Origin of the sequence: Limnohabitans sp. (genome assembly GCF_044361645.1) — a bacterium.
In the GTDB taxonomy this organism is placed as follows: Bacteria; Pseudomonadota; Gammaproteobacteria; order Burkholderiales; family Burkholderiaceae_C; genus Limnohabitans_A.
The window spans coordinates 21987-39791 of sequence record NZ_JBIKIL010000018.1; the positions used below are offsets into that span (position 1 = coordinate 21987).

General features: G+C 62.5%; 11 protein-coding genes and 4 pseudogenes. 3 read left to right on the forward strand and 12 right to left on the reverse strand.

What is annotated here, in order from left to right; translation table 11 throughout:
* Positions 1-306: 306 nt before the first annotated feature.
* From ACIQ39_RS04705 to ACIQ39_RS04720, 4 genes and pseudogenes are all read right to left on the reverse strand, one after another.
* Positions 307-966, reverse strand: a complete 660-nt coding sequence (locus ACIQ39_RS04705) for a glutathione S-transferase family protein (protein WP_396433452.1) — start codon at positions 964-966, stop codon at positions 307-309.
* A 21-nt stretch (positions 967-987) separates the two neighbouring features.
* On the reverse strand, positions 988-1344 hold the full coding sequence (locus tag ACIQ39_RS04710; protein WP_396433453.1) for a hypothetical protein: 357 nt from the start codon (positions 1342-1344) through the stop codon (positions 988-990).
* Positions 1338-2111 carry a biotin--[acetyl-CoA-carboxylase] ligase gene (locus ACIQ39_RS04715; protein WP_396433454.1) on the reverse strand — a complete coding sequence of 258 codons (774 nt, stop codon included), beginning with the start codon at positions 2109-2111 and terminating at the stop codon, positions 1338-1340. The genes ACIQ39_RS04710 and ACIQ39_RS04715 overlap by 7 nt, the downstream gene beginning before the upstream one ends.
* 349 nt (positions 2112-2460) lie before the next feature.
* Positions 2461-2994: pseudogene (locus ACIQ39_RS04720) on the reverse strand (SET domain-containing protein); the annotation flags it as partial.
* A 96-nt stretch (positions 2995-3090) separates the two neighbouring features.
* Between ACIQ39_RS04720 and ACIQ39_RS04725 the strand changes: the two are divergent.
* From ACIQ39_RS04725 to ACIQ39_RS04735, 3 genes and pseudogenes are all read left to right on the forward strand, one after another.
* Positions 3091-6045, forward strand: coding sequence for a DNA topoisomerase III (locus ACIQ39_RS04725; RefSeq protein ID WP_396433455.1), 2955 nt, complete (start codon positions 3091-3093; stop codon positions 6043-6045).
* Between the two features lie 81 nt (positions 6046-6126).
* A complete protein-coding gene (locus ACIQ39_RS04730) occupies positions 6127-7251 on the forward strand; it encodes a patatin-like phospholipase family protein (RefSeq protein WP_396433456.1) in 1125 nt (374 codons plus the stop codon).
* Positions 7252-7286: 35 nt separating this feature from the next.
* Positions 7287-8725 (forward strand): annotated as a pseudogene (locus ACIQ39_RS04735) (GntP family permease).
* Between the two features lie 241 nt (positions 8726-8966).
* Here the strand turns inward: ACIQ39_RS04735 and ACIQ39_RS04740 are convergent.
* From ACIQ39_RS04740 to ACIQ39_RS04775, 8 genes and pseudogenes are all read right to left on the reverse strand, one after another.
* On the reverse strand, positions 8967-9350 hold the full coding sequence (locus ACIQ39_RS04740; RefSeq protein ID WP_396433457.1) for a type II toxin-antitoxin system death-on-curing family toxin: 384 nt from the start codon (positions 9348-9350) through the stop codon (positions 8967-8969).
* Positions 9347-9571, reverse strand: a complete 225-nt coding sequence (locus ACIQ39_RS04745) for an AbrB/MazE/SpoVT family DNA-binding domain-containing protein (protein WP_396433458.1) — start codon at positions 9569-9571, stop codon at positions 9347-9349. The genes ACIQ39_RS04740 and ACIQ39_RS04745 overlap by 4 nt, the downstream gene beginning before the upstream one ends.
* A gap of 263 nt (positions 9572-9834) precedes the next feature.
* Positions 9835-10227, reverse strand: a complete 393-nt coding sequence (locus ACIQ39_RS04750; protein ID WP_396433459.1) for a hypothetical protein — start codon at positions 10225-10227, stop codon at positions 9835-9837.
* A 125-nt stretch (positions 10228-10352) separates the two neighbouring features.
* The gene (locus tag ACIQ39_RS04755; RefSeq protein ID WP_396433464.1) at positions 10353-12302 is read right to left on the reverse strand and encodes a gamma-glutamyltransferase family protein; all 1950 of its coding nucleotides are present in this window, start codon (positions 12300-12302) and stop codon (positions 10353-10355) included.
* Between the two features lie 394 nt (positions 12303-12696).
* Positions 12697-12990: pseudogene (locus ACIQ39_RS04760) on the reverse strand (IS91 family transposase); the annotation flags it as partial.
* A gap of 401 nt (positions 12991-13391) precedes the next feature.
* Positions 13392-15200 (reverse strand): NAD(P)-binding domain-containing protein, encoded by a 1809-nt coding sequence (locus tag ACIQ39_RS04765; RefSeq protein WP_396433460.1) that lies wholly within the window; start codon positions 15198-15200, stop codon positions 13392-13394.
* Positions 15201-15451: 251 nt separating this feature from the next.
* On the reverse strand, positions 15452-17362 hold the full coding sequence (locus ACIQ39_RS04770; protein WP_396433461.1) for a sigma-54-dependent Fis family transcriptional regulator: 1911 nt from the start codon (positions 17360-17362) through the stop codon (positions 15452-15454).
* A 235-nt stretch (positions 17363-17597) separates the two neighbouring features.
* Positions 17598-17805, reverse strand: a pseudogene (locus tag ACIQ39_RS04775) (type I glyceraldehyde-3-phosphate dehydrogenase); the annotation flags it as partial.

The following is a 17805-nucleotide window of genomic DNA, read 5'->3' on the forward strand; positions in this document are numbered from 1 at the left end:
ATCCGCCTCAAGCCCAGCACGGCACATGGATGGCCACGCTGCGCTCGCCATGACGGGGAGTGCGTCACCCCAAACAAGTGCGTCATCGAGAATCAGCACGTCATCGCGAGGCACGAAGCGATCCATGGTGGTCCACAGCGCATGGATGGCCGCGCTGCGCTCGCCATGACGGGGTGTGCGTCATCGCGAATCAGCCCGGCACCTCGAATCAGCACGTCACCCCAAACAAGCACGTCAACCCGAATCAGCCCGTCATCGCGAGGTACGAAGCGATCCATGGTTCGGCAATGGCAGACCGCTTGTGACTCAGGCGGCAGCGGCCATGTTGAGCTGCAAGCGCTCGCGCGCGATCACACGGGCAACAGCGGGTTGGGCGGCGATTTTTTGTACAAAGGCCCACAAGTCGGGGTGCGCCTCGGGCTTGATGCCTGCCATGGTGCCCCAGCGCGTGAGCGTCAGGCAATAGGCATCGAGCGGACCGAGGTGGTCACCGCTGAGCCAAGCCTGACCTTGGCTGGCCGCAGTTTGCACAGCAGCTTGCAAGTCCGTCAGCATGCCGCGAAACAGTTGCGTGTTGTAAGGCTTGAGCGCGGCCTGCACATCGGGCTGGTCCGAAAACTTTTGCGGCATAAAAATGTGCGTGAAAGTCGGGTGCACCGTGTTGTTCATCCAAGCCAGCAAGGACAGTGCCTGAGCCCTGGCCATGGGCTCGGCAGGCAAAAATGCCAAGTGCGGGAAAATTTGGTCCAAATACAGGGCGATGGCCAAAATTTGCGCGATCGGCTGCCCATCCTGCACCAACACAGGCACCTGAGCGCGCGGGTTGATGGCTTGGTAGTCGGGGTTGTTTTGCTCGCCCTTGTGCAGTTTGACCATGATGGGCTCGAACTCTGCACCGCTCATTTCCAACATCACATGGGGCACAAATGAGCAAGCACCAGGGGAATAGTAGAGTTTCAGTTGCAAGGTGTTTCTCCAGTAAAAAAATCAACGACCGCTCGGCCCAGCAGCAGCGCCAGGGGGTGCAGGCCAGGCCCCCGCAGCTTGCGGTGCACCGGGTGCCAATGGGGCTGGCGTGCTTGGCGCGGCTGCAGCGGCCGGGTCAGACGGTGTGAGGGCGTGTGCTGGGGCGCTTGCGTCCAAGGATTGCGCAGCCTCCGGGGGGAGGGGTAAAACGGGCCGCTCAGAGGGCAGTTTCAAGGCTTCTGGTCTGATTTGTTGGCCCATCCGCTCGGGTTCACGGTCTTGGTTTGGACCCCAGCCCCAAGGCGCGAACGCGTCAAATTGCCATGCCAGCACGCCAGCGTTGAGCAGCAGCAAAAGGCCCAAGCAATATTTCAGCATCTTGCAGTGTCCTGTGGAAGAAAGGGTCGTACGCTGAGCTCGGCGTTGTGGATTTCTTGCACGCCCAACTCGGTTTGCAATCGTAACGCACCCCCCGGCCCCACCCCCAAGGCCACACCATGCTGGCCATCACTGGTGTGCACCTGCCGACCTTGCAGCGCATCACGCGCTGCAAAGCGGCTTTGCAAGGGCGCGAAACCCAGCGCCTCAAACGCCAACAAAGTCTGGATCAATGGCCACGCCACACGCGCCAAAGCCTCGGGTGCCGTCAACTGGGGCAGCAGTTCAACCAGGGCCGCAGGGGGCGTGCTCAGGCCCAGCTCTGCGCGCGGGCGGATGTTCAGACCCACCCCCACCACCACTTGGCTGCGCCCACCCATGCTGGCCGCCTCCACCAAAATACCGCCCAACTTGCGGTCTTCAAACCACAAATCATTCGGCCATTTCAAGCGCACATCGGGGTGCAGGCTTTCGGCCAAGCTCAAACCCACGGCCAAAGACAGGCCGGACCAGTCTTGCGGGCGCAAAGCCAGGCTGATTGAGAAAGTGAGCGAGTCACCGGCTTGGCTTTGCCAGACACGGCCTTGACGGCCCCGCCCCGCCGTTTGACGCTCGGCCACCAGCAAGGTGGCTTCGTGCTGCCCTGAGCGGGCTCTGCGCATGAGTTCGCTGTTGCTCGAATCGATTTCGGGCAGCACCTCGACGGTGAAGTCAGGCAACAGGGGATACACCTGCTCCCAGATCGTTTCGGCGGGCCAGTGGGTCATGGGTAGATGCATTCTTGCAAGCGTGACAGAGGTGGACGTCGGTCTTTATGGACTTGAGTCATTGTGGGCTTGGGTCTTTGTGGGCTTGGGTCTTTGTGGGCTTGGGTCATTGTTGACTTGGGTCATTGTTGACTTGGCTCTTTGTGGGCTTGGGTCTTTGTGGGCTTGGGTCTTTGTGGGCTTGGGTCTTTGTGGGAGCGGTCTCTGACCGCGAATAAAGCCATTTCAAAACCGATCGCGGTCAGAGACCGCTCCTACAAAAAGATCGCGGTCAGAGACCGCTCCTACAGAAAATCGCGGTCAGAGACCGCTCCTACAGAAAATCGCAGCGCATGCCGGGTTGGACTTACTTTTTCTTTTTCTGGCCGGGCGTCTTGGGCGTGGCCGGGCGACGCTTGGGCGACAGCAGCGTGCCCCTGCAATTGGCGCTGCCGCACCAGCAGGGGTATTCGGCTTTGAGCTTCTTGGTGTAGGGCTCGTCAATGATCAGGCCGTAGTCGTAATTGAGCTCTTGGCCAGCGGCAATGTTGCGCAGCGCCTTGATGAAGATGCGCTCATTGTCCTCGTCGGCCTCGCAGTTGGGGTCGCAGCTGTGGTTGATCCAGCGTGAGGAGTTGCCGCCGTGCAAGGCGTCGATCACCCGGTCTTCGTTCACATGGAAGTAAAAGGTGTGGTTCGGGTCTTCGGGGTTGTGCGGGTGGCGCTCTTGCGCCTCGTCCCAGCTGATGACTTCGCCCACGTACTCGATCAGGGTTTCGCCTTCGGCCAGGTCTTGCAGCGCAAACACGCCTTTGCCGTGCACACCAGAGCGGCGCACCTGAATGCGTTTGCCGGACTTTTGAGAAACAACGGGGCGGATGATGGAAACGGGGGTTTTGGCCACGGCGTCAAAAAATTTGTTATGGTGAATTCATGTGGGCGCGTGCGTGAGCGCGTGCCCGGGCGCGTGCGCACACGCGAGACAACGGATTGTAATGACATGAAGACACTGGTAATTGCAGAGAAGCCTTCGGTGGCCCAAGACATCGTCAAAGCCTTGACCCCGACCACGGGCAAGTTTGAAAAACACGACGACCATTTCGAGAACGACACCTACGTCGTGACCAGTGCCGTGGGCCATTTGGTGGAGATCCAAGCGCCCGAGCAATACGACGTGAAGCGCGGCAAGTGGAGCTTTGCCAATCTGCCGGTGATACCGCCGCACTTTGACTTGAAACCGGTGGACAAAACCAAGAGCCGCTTGAGCGCCGTGGTCCGGCAGGCCAAACGCAAAGACGTGGGCGCCCTGATCAACGCCTGTGACGCGGGCCGCGAGGGCGAGTTGATCTTTCGCCTGATCGAGCAATACGCTGGCGGCAGCAAGACCCTGGACAAGCCGGTGCAGCGCTTGTGGCTGCAGTCCATGACGCCCCAAGCGATTCGCGACGGCTTTGGCAAGCTGCGCAGCAACCAGCAGATGCAGGGCCTGGCCGACGCCGCGCGCAGCCGCTCGGAGGCCGATTGGCTGGTGGGCATCAATGGCACGCGTGCCATGACCGCCTTCAACTCGCGTGACGGCGGCTTCTTTTTGACCACGGTGGGCCGAGTGCAGACCCCCACGCTGGCCGTGGTGGTGGAGCGCGAAGAACAAATTCGCAAGTTTGTCAGCCGCGACTATTGGGAAATCCATGCCGACTTCGCTGCGGCAGCGGGCACGTATCCGGGCAAGTGGTTCGACCCCAAGTGGCGCAAAGAAGAAGACGCCGAGAAGAAAGCCGACCGCCAATGGACCGCGCAAGAGGCCCAAGCCATCGTGAATGCGGTGCGCGGCAAAACAGCCAGCGTGACCGAAGAGGCCACACCCACCACCCAAGCCAGCCCCGGCCTGTTTGACCTGACCAGCTTGCAGCGCGAGGCCAACGGCAAGTTCGGCTTTTCGGCCAAGACCACGCTGGCGCTGGCGCAAAGCCTGTACGAACGCCACAAGGCCCTGACCTACCCGCGTACCGACTCGCGCCACCTGCCCGAAGACTATGTGCCCGTGGCCAAGCAAACCTTCGAGATGTTGGCCGACAGTGGCATGCGCCACCTGGCGCCGCACGCGCTCACCGCGCTGAACAACAACTACGTGCGCAAACTCCCGCGTGTGTTTGACAACAAAAAGGTCTCAGACCACTTCGCCATCATCCCCACGCTGCAAGCGCCCAGCGGCCTGTCGGATGCCGAGCAAAAGCTGTACGACCTGGTGGTGCGCCGCTTCATGGCGGTGTTCTTCCCCAGCGCCGAATACCAAGTGACCACCCGCATCAGCGTGGCCGCCGGTCACAGCTTCAAAACCGTGGGCAAGGTGCTGGTCAAGCCCAGCTGGCTGGCCATTTATGGCAAAGAAGCGGCAGCCGAGGTGGAAGAGGCCAAAGACGGCGACAAGGGCCAAAACCTGGTGCCGGTCAAACCAGGCGAACAAGTGGGTGTGGAATCGGTCGAGGCCAAGGGCCTGAAAACCCGCCCCCCGGCCCGCTACTCCGAAGCCACGCTGCTGGGCGCCATGGAGGGCGCGGGCAAGATGGTCGACGACGACGAGCTGCGCGAAGCCATGCAAGAAAAAGGCTTGGGCACGCCCGCGACCCGCGCCGCCACGATTGAAGGCCTGATCAACGAAAAATACATGCTGCGCGAAGGCCGCGAGATGATCCCGACGGCCAAGGCCTTCCAGCTCATGACGCTGCTGCGCGGCCTGCAGGTGGAAGAACTGTCCAAGCCCGAACTCACCGGCGAGTGGGAATACAAGCTGGCGCAAATGGAGCAAGGCAAATTGAGCCGCGCCACCTTCATGGCCGAGATCGCGGCCATGACCGAGCACATCGTCAGGAAGGCCAAAGAGTACGACCGCGACACCGTGCCCGGTGATTACGCGACGCTGGCCGCGCCCTGCCCCAACTGTGGTGGTGTGGTGAAAGAAAACTACAGGCGCTACACCTGCACCGGGGCCGATGGCGTGAGCGACGGCTGCGGCTTTTCGTTTGGCAAATCGCCCGCTGGCCGCACCTTTGAACAGGTCGAGGTGGAGCAGTTCATGCGCGACAAGAAAATCGGCCCCCTGGACGGTTTCCGTTCCAAAGCCGGTTGGCCGTTTGTGGCCGAGATGGCGCTCAAGTTCAACGAAGAAGAAAAGAACTGGAAGCTGGAGTTCGATTTCGGGGACGACAAGAAAAACGAAGAAAGCGGCGAGATCGTCGAGTTCAGCGATGAGTCCCTGGGCGTGTGCCCCAAGTGCGGCAGCGCGGTGCACGAGCACGGCAGCAACTACCTGTGCAGCAAGGCCGTGCCCACCACAGCGCAAGCCACGCCCAGCTGCGATTTCAAAAGCGGCAAGATCATCTTGCAGCAGCCGGTGGAGCGCGCGCAAATCGTCAAGTTGCTGGCCACGGGCAAGACCGACTTGCTGGACAAATTCATCAGCAACCGCACCCGCCGCGCCTTCAAGGCCATGCTGGCCTGGAACCCGGAAGAGGGCAAGGTGACGTTTGAATTTGCGCCCCGCGAAGGCGGCAAAAAATACCCACCACGCAAAACCGCCACCACCAAGACGCCGTTTGGCAAAGTCGCGGCGAAAAAGACGCCTGCCAAATCTGCGGCGGGTAAAACGGCGGCAGGTAAAACCGTGAAAGCCCCAGCCGCGAAAAAAGTCGCCAAAACGACGGCTGAAAAAGCCCCGCGCAAAGCCGCCGTGGGCACGCTCCGGCCCAGCTCGGCGCTGATGGCGGTGATCGGCGACGGTGCCTATGCCCGCACCGAGGTGGTCAAGAAAATCTGGGACTACATCAAGGCCCACAACCTGCAAGACCCGGCCGACAAGCGCTCCATCAAAGCCGACGGCAAGTTGCAAGCGGTGTTTGGCAAAGACAGTGCCACCATGTTCGAGCTGGCCGGGATCATTGGCAAGCACCTGAGCTGAGCGCCGCTATTGGCCGGGCCGCAACAGCCCAAAGCCAATGCTGCAGTGCACAATGGGACTTGTTTCTCATTCACACTGCCCATGCCACGCACCACACGACCTCGCACCACACGCCCACGCACCGCCGCTGACCGAGGCCGATCAAAACGGCTGCAGCTCGACCTGGCGCTGCAAGGGGGCGGCTCGCATGGGGCTTTCACTTGGGGCGTGCTCGACCGCTTGCTGCAAGAAGAGTGGCTGGAGATCGCGGCCATCAGCGGCACCAGCGCCGGGGCCATGAATGCGGTGGCCGTGGCCTCGGGCTTGATGCAAGGTGGGCGCGAGGGCGCACGCGCCAACTTGCACCGTTTTTGGCAGCGTGTGGCCGAGTTGTCACCGTTTCACCACATCCAAAGCGGTCCTTTGGGCAGCTTGGCAACGCCTTTGGCCGGTCCCGTCAGCGCTTGGCTGAGCCCATGGACCGAGCCCTGGCAACAAGCCCTCAACGCTTGGGGCAGCCAATTTTCACCCTACCAACTCAACCCCCTGAACCTGAACCCCTTGCGTCAAATTTTGCTCGACACGGTGGATTTCGAAAGCGTGGGTCGCTGCGACAAAACCCGACTCTTCATCGCCGCCACCCAAGTGCGCACGGGCAGCTTGAAGGTGTTTGAACAATGCAATCTGACCCCCGACATGGTGCTGGCCTCGGCCTGTTTGCCACTGCTGTTTCAGGCCGTAGAGATCGACGGCGAAGACTATTGGGACGGCGGCTATGCGGGCAACCCCTCGCTCATGCCGCTGATCATCCAAAGCCCGGCCAACGACTTGTTGTTGGTGCAAATCAACCCCATTGAGCGCGACGAGCGGCCCACCAGCGCCAGCGACATCTTGGACCGCATCAGCGAGGTGACCTTCAACGCCAGCTTGCTCAAAGAGATGCGCTCGATTGCGCTGCTTCAGCAAATGATTGCCGACGAAGGACGGCCGGGCCACCACTACCGCAACCCCTTGTTTCAGCGCGTGGCGGCCTTGCGCGTGCACCAAATCGATGGCGGTGCCTCACTGGCACCGCTGGGCCCGACCAGCAAGAGCAACACGCAGTGGGCCTTTTTGCAGCAACTGCACGCGCTGGGTCGCGCATCGGCCGAGCAGTGGCTGGCCGCGCACGCCCAAGACCTGGGCCAGCGCAGCAGCTGGGACCTGCACCAGGTGCTCGCACCATGAGCCTGTTGGGCATTGTGTAGGCGCTGGTGCTGCTCATGGCGCTGGCCTACCGGGGTGTGAGCGTCTTGCTGTTGGCCCCCTTGATGGCTTTGCTGGCCGCATTGTTCAGCCCCGGGGTGCCGCTGCTGGCCAGTTACACGCAGGTTTTCATGCCCGCGCTGGGGGCCTTTGTGGTGGCTTTTTTCCCGCTGTTTTTACTGGGCGCGGTGTTTGGCAAGCTGACGGAAGACTCGGGCGCAGCGCGCGTGATCGCCCAGGCCATCGTGGCCAAGCTGGGTGCCCAGCACGCCATTTTGGCCATCGTGCTGGCCTGTGCGGTGCTCACCTATGGCGGCGTGTCGCTGTTTGTCGTGGCCTTTGCGGTCTACCCCATGGCCTCGGCTTTGTTCAGCGAGGTCGATCTGCCCAAACGCCTGATCCCGGGCAGCATCGCGCTGGGCGCTTTCACCTTCACCATGACGGCGTTGCCGGGCACACCGGCCATTCAAAACGCCATCCCCATGCCTTACTTTGGCACCACGCCTTTTGCCGCGCCCGGCTTGGGCCTGATCGGCGGCGCGGTCATGCTGGTGCTGGGCACGCTGTGGCTGGTGCGCCGCGCTGCGTCTGCCGCTGCGCAGGGCGAGGGCTATGGCGCACACGCGCAAACCCTCAGCCCCCAAGAGCCCATGCAGCACAGTTTGAGCCCAAGCTTGCCCCAAGCTGCGGCAGGGGCACCGCGCCGCCCTGCCCCAGCACCCCAGCACCCCAGCACCCCAGCACCCCAGCACCCCAGCACGCCCTGGCCCGCGCCCTGGCCCCGGTGGTCACGGTGATTGTGCTGAACTACCTGCTGGCCACTTGGCTGCTGCCCGCGCTGGACACCGGCTACCTGGCCGACCCCCAATTTGGTGCGACCACCATCGACAAAGTGCGCGGCCTCTGGGCTGTGACACTGGCGCTGAGCGCAGCCATTGCCCTGTTGATGAGCTTGCAAGGGCCCCAGCTGCCCCGCCTGTCGCAAAGCCTGGAGCAAGGCGCGACCAGCTCGGTCATGCCGCTGCTCAACACCGCGTCGCAGGTTGGTTTTGGCGCGGTCATCGCCTCGCTGGCGGGCTTTGCCCTGCTGCGCGACTGGGTGCTCACCATCACGCCCGACAACCCCTTGGTCTCGGTCTCGATAGCGGTGAACTTGCTGGCGGGCATCACCGGGTCGGCCTCGGGCGGCATGAGCATCGCCTTGCAAACCTTGGGCGAGACTTGGTTGGCCATGGGCCAGGCCGCAGGCATCGCGCCCGAGCTGCTGCACCGCGTCACCGCCATCGCCACGGGCGGGCTCGACGCGCTGCCGCACAACGGCGCGGTCATCACGCTGCTGGGCATTTGCGGCCTGAGCCACCGCCAGTCGTATGCCGACATTTTTGTCGTGGCCGTGGCCATACCGGTGCTGGCCTTGGTGGTGGTCACGCTGGGCAGTGCGTTCGGGGCGTTTTGAGTGTCAAAGCCGTATGGCTTGGAGCGTTTGAGCCACCTCGACCACGCTGGAAAAGGCGGTAGCCGACAAAGCGGCAGCTGAAAAGGAATGCCAGCAAAAACTCGCCGAGCAAAAGCGGGATCAGCAACGCGAGGTCGAAGAGAAACAGGACAGCGCCATGGCCGCGCGACACCGACGGCAAGCTGCCCTCGGCCCTCACCATCGGCTTGCGCCCGCAGGACTGATTTTTTCGCAGGGCCGCTTATCGGGGCACTGCGTGCTGGCGGATCCAGGCGGCGAAAGTGCTTTCCGATATGTCGCTGGACGCCAGACCCAATACATGCAAAGTGGCATCGGCCTGTGTGGCCTGCAAGCGGTACCCGTTGAGGTACAGGAACAGGCCGACGGCCAAAAACGCCGCCCGTTTGTTGCCATCAACAAAGGGGTGGTTCTTGGCCAGCCCACTGGCATAACTCGCCGCCAGATCAGCGAAGTCAGGTTCACCGTAGGCGACCAGATTCAGCGGTCTGCCCAGCGCCGATTCCAGCAAGCCTGCATCGCGCAGACCTGAACGCCCACCATGCTCGGCCAGACTTTCGTCGTGCAAAAGTTGCAGGGCCGCTTGGTCGATCCAGCGCCAGCTCATTTGGCCAGCTGGTGAAAGGTGTCGCGGAAATCGCGCATGAACGCACGGCCGGCTTGGATCTGCTCGTCAAGCGCCGGGTCGTACGGGGTGAGCACCAGGCCCTCGGGCGTTTCGGTCATGAAAACCGATTGCCCTTTTTCCAGTCGCAGGCGGGAAAGCGCTTCCTTGGGCAGGATCACGCCCACCGAATTGCCGATCTGGGTGAGCTTGAGTGTGTGCATGGTGAGACTCCGGTTGCGTTATAACAACCGTAATACTAAACCCCCATGCCCCCGCTGGCAAGTGTCCAGCGCCGTCAGGGACGTTTTCAGTCGAACACGGTCTCGGCGCGTTGCTCGTGGGCCTGCACCGTCCAGGGTGCCAGCGCCGCGTCGGTGGGGAAAAACAGGGCGCGGCCGGGCTGGGCCAGTGCCTGCACGATGATGGGCTCGTCGTCCTTGAGCAGGCTGCGGTTGCTGTGGATGAGGTTTTCATCGGCACTGACCTAGAGCACCCCGGTCCTGTTGTCCAGCTGGAACAGCGCGAGCTTGCCGCGCTGGCCATTGGGGTGCGCCGAGCGCTTGGGCTGCACGGGCTGGCTGGGTGCACCGAACGTGGCCACACCCATGGCCTCCAGCGCTGCGGGCACACCGCCTGGCGCGGGCTGTGCCGTGCCCATGCCCGCGCCTGCGGTTTGGCCTGCAGCCAGTGCAGCGGGCTCGCGCAAAGCTGTGGGCAAAGATGCCGCATTCCAGGTATTTGGCAAACGCTTGGCGTAGACAGGGCCTGGGGCTGCGGTGGTCGCCTTGTCCGTCGAATTGCCCAGCGCTGGCCAGGTCAAGCCAGGTCTCTCCATCAGTGTGCGCCCGCCATGGGCCTGCGCGCTGGTGTCGGCCAAGTTCATCATTGACACGTTGCGCGCGCCCGGTGCCTTCAGAGCCAAAAGAAAGGGCGCAGCGTCCGTGTGCCGCTGCGCCCTGGGAGACCGGTTAAGGGGGATGGTCACCCCGGTTTTCGAACCGATCAGCGTTCGCCGTCGCCCAACACCAGGCCTTCACGGCGCGGATCGGCGCCGCCTTGCAGCAGGTTCTTGCCGTCCACATTCACCCGCAAAATGGTGGAGGTGCCGCTCGATTGAGCGCTCACCGAAACGGTGTGGCCCAGGTTGCGCAGGCCAATCACCAGCGCGTCGTTGTTGCCGCTGTTGCTTGCATCGATGTTCGGATGCTCACCGCCAATGCCGGTTGTGGCGCTGTTTGACGAACCAAAGTTGGTCAAGGCCGTGGCTTGCTGCGCGTCCAGACCCCAATCGACAACACCGATCACTGTCTTGGTCACGTACTGAATGATGTTGGCACCGCCCGGGGAACCGGTGGCCATCAGCAGGCTGTCGATAGAACCGTCGGACGCCCGCTTGAACACCATCGTGGGCGCCATGGAACTGCGTGGGCGTTTGTTGCCTTGGACCCGGTTTGCAATGGGGCCACTGGCGTCGCTCGGCGTGGACGAAAAGTCGGTCAGCTCGTTGTTCAGCAAAAAGCCGCGCACAAAGCGAAACGCGCCCATGCCACTCTCGATGGTGGTGGTCATGGACACCACATTGCCCTTGGCATCCACAATGGACACATGCGAGGTGCCCTTGCCTTCCTGCGCGCTCTGGCCCATGGCCATCGCATTGGCGAAGCTGCCCGGCTGGGCCACGCCCATGCTCTGGTCAAAGCGGATCAGGTTGGCGCGGCTGCGCAGGTAGTCCTTGTCGAGCATGCTGGAGACGCCATTGCCCGGCAATGGCACGAAGTCGGTGTCGGCCACGTACTTGTTGCGGTCGGCGTAGGCAAGGCGCTGCGCTTCGCTGATGAGGTGAACACCCAGGACGCTGGGCTTGCCGCCGTAGAGGTCCACGTTGGTCGGGCCAAAGGTGTTTATGGAGAAGTTTTCCAGAATGCCCAGTGTTTGCGACACCGCGATGGCGCCCGATGACGGTGGACCCATGCCGCAGACCTTGTACGCACGGTAGTCGATACACACCGGATCGCGCTTCTTGACGGTGTAGCCGCTCAGGTCGGCCAGCGTGGTGGCACCAGGGGTGAGTGCGGAGCCCGGTGTGGCTGCATTTGGGCCGGCCGCGGTGCGACCGATTTCGTCAACAATGTCTTGCGCGATCGCACCGGTGTAGAACCCGTTGGCGCCTTGACTGGCGATGGTGTTCAGCGTGGCGGCGTAGTCGGGGTTCTTGATCGTGGTGCCCAAGGCGCGCGACGTGAGGTCGGCATTCAGAAAATAGGCAACGGCATCAGGGTCTTGCAGCAAGTCGTTGCGCGCGCCGGCAATGGCATCGGCCATGCGACCGCTGATAGGGAAGCCGTCGGTGGCGAGCTTCACACCCGAATCAAACAGCCCAGCCCATGGCTTGACCCCATGGTCTTTGTGGAGCACTTCCAGCACACGCACCGTGCCTGGCGTGCCGATCGCACGGCCGCTGCGCCGGGCGTTGGGCAGTGGCGAAGTTTGCTCGGTAGCGCTGATAAAGCGCAGGTAATCTTCGGTCGCGGCAGCGGGGGCGGTTTCGCGCCCGTCGTAGGTTTGCACGGTTTTGCTGGCCGCGTCGTAATGCACCACAAACGCACCGCCGCCAATGCCGGAAGACTGCGGCTCCACCAAGCCCAACACCATCTGCACCGCCACCGCCGCATCGGCGGCTGAACCACCCGCTTTCAGCACATCGCAGCCCGCTTTGGTGGCCAGCGGGTTGGCGGTGACGACCATGTAGTTTTTGGACAGCACCGGCTTCATGCCCAGGCGAAAGCCAGACGAAGGCTCGGGCAAAGCCGGGTCGCCCGGCAAGCCAGAGCCGACCACCACCGAACCGGTGTCCGATGGCGCTTCGCAGGCGGTGGATACGGGGACGAGCGATGGTGCCGGTACGGAGCTGCCGCCGCAAGCCACCAGCAGGCCGGCACAGAGAACCGTCATCGGCAAGGCAACGGCGCGCCGATAGACGGGCAGGCTGCTGAGTGGATGGAATTGTGACTTCATCTGGCTTCCTTGAATTTTGCTTAGGCATCAAATGTAAAACATTCATATTCATACAGCAAGCATTGGTGGTCGTTTGATATCTGAATAAGTGATCTCAGTAGTGTCCGGTTAAAAAGTGAATAAATTCAACTGCTTAGCGCAGTCAGGTGGTGCGGTTGTGTGAGCATCTGTCCGCAAGGCGCATGAAATCGACGTTTTCTCGAAAAAAGACACCGACAAAATCTGTAGGCAAGTGCAGCCAGTCGGCCTGAGAAATTTCGGTTTGCACATTTTGTGGCAGTGACGCACGCAGCCCTGCCTCGCAGTGTCAAACCGCTGTCGTCTTCCCTTGCTAACTGGCGCGCTGATCGACCTCAACGTCCGGCACTGGTTGGCCCGCCTCGTCCCAACCTGGCTCCACCTCGGCACCATCGCCCATCGACACATCGCACCCGTCCCAAAGAGGTGGCCCGCGTACTGGCGCAATTCGCGGTGGCTCAGTCTGCGCGCCGATGTGCGCCAAAATCTGGCGTATGTCCGCGCTGTAGGTGATGCAAGCGATCACGCGCATCTGGCCGCCGCAGACCGGGCACCACAGCGGCAACACCTCGTCGATGCGGGCGATCAGCGCCGCCCACAGAGAGTGCGTCGGGGCGCTCGGGTGGCACGTCATCTAGCAACTCAGCCCAAGTTCGATGGCCTTGAAGTCGTGCGGGTAGTGGTTCGTGGCAAGAAGCTGCGGCAAGCCGCGCCGCCGGTTGCCGCTGAGCTTGAGCGCTTACAGCGTGTCGGCCAAGGCAAAAACTTCGTGCGGCAGTTCGGTCAGGCCGCAAGACAAATCGAGGCGGTGCGTGCCCGCCAGTAGGCCGCTGCGCAGTTGTTCAAGGGTGTGCTTGGGTGTGGGTGTGGGTGTGGGTGTGGGTGTGGGTGTGGGTGTGGGTGTGGGTGTGGGTGTGGGTGTGGGTGTGGGTGCGGGTGCGGGTGCGGGTCGGTGCTGGCTGATCCTTTTCGGATCAACGCGCGACCGACCCTTTCACCCCGCCCGTTTCAGCGCAAGTGGTGCACCGGTGCTGGCTGGTACACGGGGGTGTCCAGGCCTTCGTAGCGCGCTTTGATTTGCAGCGACAAAAACTGGGAGTAGTGACGGCTTTGGTGCAGGTTGCCGCCATGAATCCACAGCTGCTTTTGCTGGGTGGGTTTCCACATGTTGCGCAGCTCGCCCTCCCAGGGCCCGGGGTCTTTGGTGGTGCCCGAGCCCAAGCCCCAGACCTTGCCCACGCGGTCGGCCACCTCGGGGGAGATCAGGTCGGCCAACCAGTGGTTCATCGAGCCGTATCCCGTGGCGTACACCAACAAATCGGCCTCCAGCTCGGTGCCATCGGTCAGGGTCACGCTCTTGGGGTGGATGCGCTCGATGTTGTTGTGGCTTTTCAGCTTGATGCTGCCGTTGGCCACCAACTCGCTTGCGCCCACATCGATGTAATAGCCCGAGCCTCGGCGCAGGTACTTCATGAACAGGCCCGAGCCGTCGTCGCCAAAATCCAGCATGAAGCCTGCTTTTTCCAGGCGCTCAAACAGGTCGGCATCGCGCCGCTTCATTTCCTCGTACACCGGAATGTGGAAGCCGTGCATGATTTGATAGGGCACGCTGGCAAACACCAGATCGGCTTTGTGGTGGTCAATGCCGGCTTGCACCGCCTCTTCGCTGTAGAGCCCGCCCAGTGCCAACTCCATCAGTGATTTGGAGGGGGCAATGTGGGTGCTGCTGCGCTGCACCATGGTCACATCGACGCCGTTTTCCCACAGGGCGGCGCAGATGTCGTGCGCCGAATTGTTGGAGCCCAGCACCACCGCTTTTTTGCCTTTGTAGGCTTCGGGTCCAGGGTGTTTGCTCGAGTGGTGTTGATCGCCCTCGAAGTTTTCGGCACCCGCAATTTTGGGCACGTTGGCATAGCCCGACACGCCCAGCGCAAACACCAGTTCTTTGGGGCGCAACACCACCTCTTGGCCAGCACGGTTGACCACCACTTCCCACTCGCCCTTGGCCTCGTTGAACGTGGCCTTTTGGGCGGTGGTGGATCCCCAGTAGTTGATCTCCATGACCTTGGTGTACATCTCCAGCCAGTCACCCAGCTTGTCTTTGGGCGCAAACACCGGCCAGTCGTCGGGAAACGGCATGTAAGGCAGGTGGTCGTACCAAACTGGGTCGTGCAGGCACAGGGTTTTGTAGCGCTTGCGCCAGCTGTCACCGGCTTTTTCGTTGCGTTCGACCAAGATGGTGGGCACGCCCAGGCGGCGCAGCCGCGCGGCCAACATGATGCCGCCTTGCCCGCCGCCGATGATCACCGTGTGCGGTTGCTCCTCATAGCCCAGTCGTGCCTCCTCTTGTTGACGACGCTCCAGCCAGCTTTGACGCCCCTTGTGTGCACCGTGTTCGGCCCCTTGTATGCGTTGCGGCCCCTTCTTTTCTTCAAACCCTTTGAGCTCGACCATGGTGGTCAGCAGCGTCCAGGCCCGGTCGCCTTGGGCCGTGGCCTTGAGCCTAAGATGGCCTCTGCCCCGGGCCACAGCGGTTTCAAAGGTGAACCACGCATCGACCACCCCATCGGCCTCGGTCGCCTCGCCCTCCAACTGCCATTGGGCAGGCTTGACATCGGCCAAGCGCGCTTGCAGCATGGCCTCGATGGCACTTTGCCCCGCTTGGGTGGTGATGTTCCAGGTGAAAGACACCAAGTCACGCCAATAGCAATCGGTGTCAAACAAGGCGGCCGCTTGTGCTGCTTGACCTTGGCGCATGGCCTGTTCAAAGGCCGACAGCCAAGCCTGTGCGCGCTGTGATGGGGTGTTATCTCGCATGTGTTGCTCTCCTGATGTTGCCGTACTCGACGCGGTGCGGTGCACTGTGACATTCAAGGGCCGTGCCAGTTGGACCCTCAAGCGCAAGTCCTTGTCAGTCCACAAGAAAACCCAAGCTGCCCGGGCGCTGTCCGGGGATTACCCGGATGTCACAAGGCTTCACCTGTCACGCCTGGGCATGTGACAGGTGTCACACGCTGTACAGCCGGTGTTCCATGGCCCACCGGCCGCCCCCAGCCGTTTGGTCGCCCTCAATCAGCTTGGCGGTGCGGCGCCACAATGCCCGCGCGCTTCATCCGCCGGTACAGCGTCATGCGTGAGACATTCAAGCTGCGGGCCACGGCGCTCACGTTCCAGTGCGACTGCCGCAGTGCCTGCCATAAATCGGCATCGGGGCCCTTGGCCCCGGCTGCCTCAGGCACGCTGTAGGGCGATGCGACAGGGGCATCCGGGCTGCCCAGAAGTTCTGGCAAATCGTCCAAGCCCAGTGTGTCTTGGCGGCCCATGCTGCAGGCGTAATCGAGCGCATTGCGCAGCTCGCGCAGATTGCCCGGCCAGTCGTGCTGCAACAAGCGCTGGCGGGCCTCGGGGCTCAGGGCGCGCCCGGGCAACATGCGGTCGATCATGGCGCTCAGATCGGCCCGCTCGCGCAAGGGGGGCAAGCTGATGTGCGCCCCGTTCAGGCGGTAATACAGGTCGTCCCGAAAACGCCCGGCGCGCACCCAAGCCTCCAGGGGGGCATGGGTGGCGGCGATCACCCGCACATTCACCGGCAAGGCCCGTGTGGCCCCTACAGGCAAAACCTCGCGCTCAGACAGCACGCGCAGCAAGCGCGCTTGCAAGGCCAGGGGCATGTCGCCGATTTCATCCAGGAACAAGGTGCCCCCGTCGGCTTCAGGGATCAGGCCGCGTTTGCCTTTGGGCGAAGCACCGGAAAAGCTGCCCGGCAAGTGGCCAAACAATTCGCTCTCGATCAGCGATTCGGGAATGGCAGCGCAGTTGACCGCCACAAAGGGGCACTGCCTGCGCTCGCTGCTGGCGTGCACCGCCTTGGCAAAATACTCCTTGCCCGAGCCGGTTTCGCCCGTGATCAGCAAGCTGATGGGCGAGTTGACCAGCCGCGCGACGCGCTCGATTTGCCGCTCCAAAGCGGGGTCGCCCGCCGACAGGGCCAGCAAAGCGGGGGGCACGGCCGTGTCGCGTTGGCCATGGCTGGCGGGCAGCTTGGGCGGTGGGGTGGCCGACAAAAACAAGAGCTGCCGACCACTGGCGTGCAACACCGCACGCTGATCGGAGGGCCGGGTTTGCACAAAGCGCCCCAGATCGGCAAAGGGCAAATCAAACAAGCGCTCGATGCGTGCGCCCAGCAAAGGCTGCTGCACATCGGTTTGCAAACCCAGTTGCGCGCGGCGGTTGTGGCCCACCACGCGGCCGCTGCTGTCCAGCGCCAGCAGGTACTCGGGCTGCACATCCAGAAACTGCGGCGCACTGGACAGACGCAAAATCCAGTCGCGCCGGTGCCGGTACAAAAATGCGGCGTTTTCGATGTCGTGGGCAGACATCTGCACCAGTTGCAAGGCCAGGTGCTGGCTCGACTTGGGCTGCGCCGAACTGAGCTGCGAGATGTCGAGCACCGCGCTGAGCTGGCCCCGGCTGTCGTACACCGGTGCCGAGGTGCAGGTCAAGGGGATGTGGGTGGCATCGAAGTGGTCGTCCAGGTGCACCGTGAGGGCCTGACCCGTGCTGATGCACGTGCCCACGCCGCAAGTGCCCGCGTGCTGCTCGCTCCAGTCGGCCCCCAAATACAGGCCCGCCTTGCGCAAGCTGGGCTCGAACACCAAGTCACCCAAAAAATCCACCGTCACCCCTTGGGCATCGGTGAGCAAGACCACATAACCGAGCCCTGCCACTTTGGCGTAAAGCGTCTCCAGGCCGTGCCGGGCGATGTGCAAAAACGCCTCCATCTGGTCTTGGTGCTCACGCAAGCGGGCGTGCGGCAAAATGATGGCCTCTTGCATGCGGGTGGGGTCAAGCTGGTGCTCGTGCACACAACGAAACCAAGAGTCGCGGATCAGCTGTTCATGGCGCGGGACGGCCGCAGCTGCGCCGTGGGTGGCCACGTTGACCACGTTGGCAATGTGCTCGTGCTGAGAGGTGTTCATGGGCAGGCCGTCCGTCAAAAGAACAGCCGCTCACTTTGTAGGGGCTTGCGCAAGCTGTCAAGACCACGTTTTCCCGCTGAGCCTGGCGACCCATTTCTTGACTTTGAGTCTTGGCTTTGAATCTTGGCTTTGAATCTTGGCTTTGAAGCCAGCTTGAGCGTGCCATCCCCTGCTTGCCCCCTGCTTGCCCTCTTCTTGCAGCCTACTTGCCCACTGCTTGCCCTCTTCTTGCAGCTTACTTGCCCCCTGCTGGGCCAGACACCACACGCGCCATCTCCAGGCACTTGTTGGCATAACCCCACTCGTTGTCGTACCAGGCCATGACCTTGACGAAGCTGCTGTCCAGCGCCATGCCCGCGTCGGCGTCGAACACGCTGGTACACACCTCGCCCCGGAAATCGGTGGACACCACCTTGGCCTCGGTGTAGCCCAACACGCCTTTT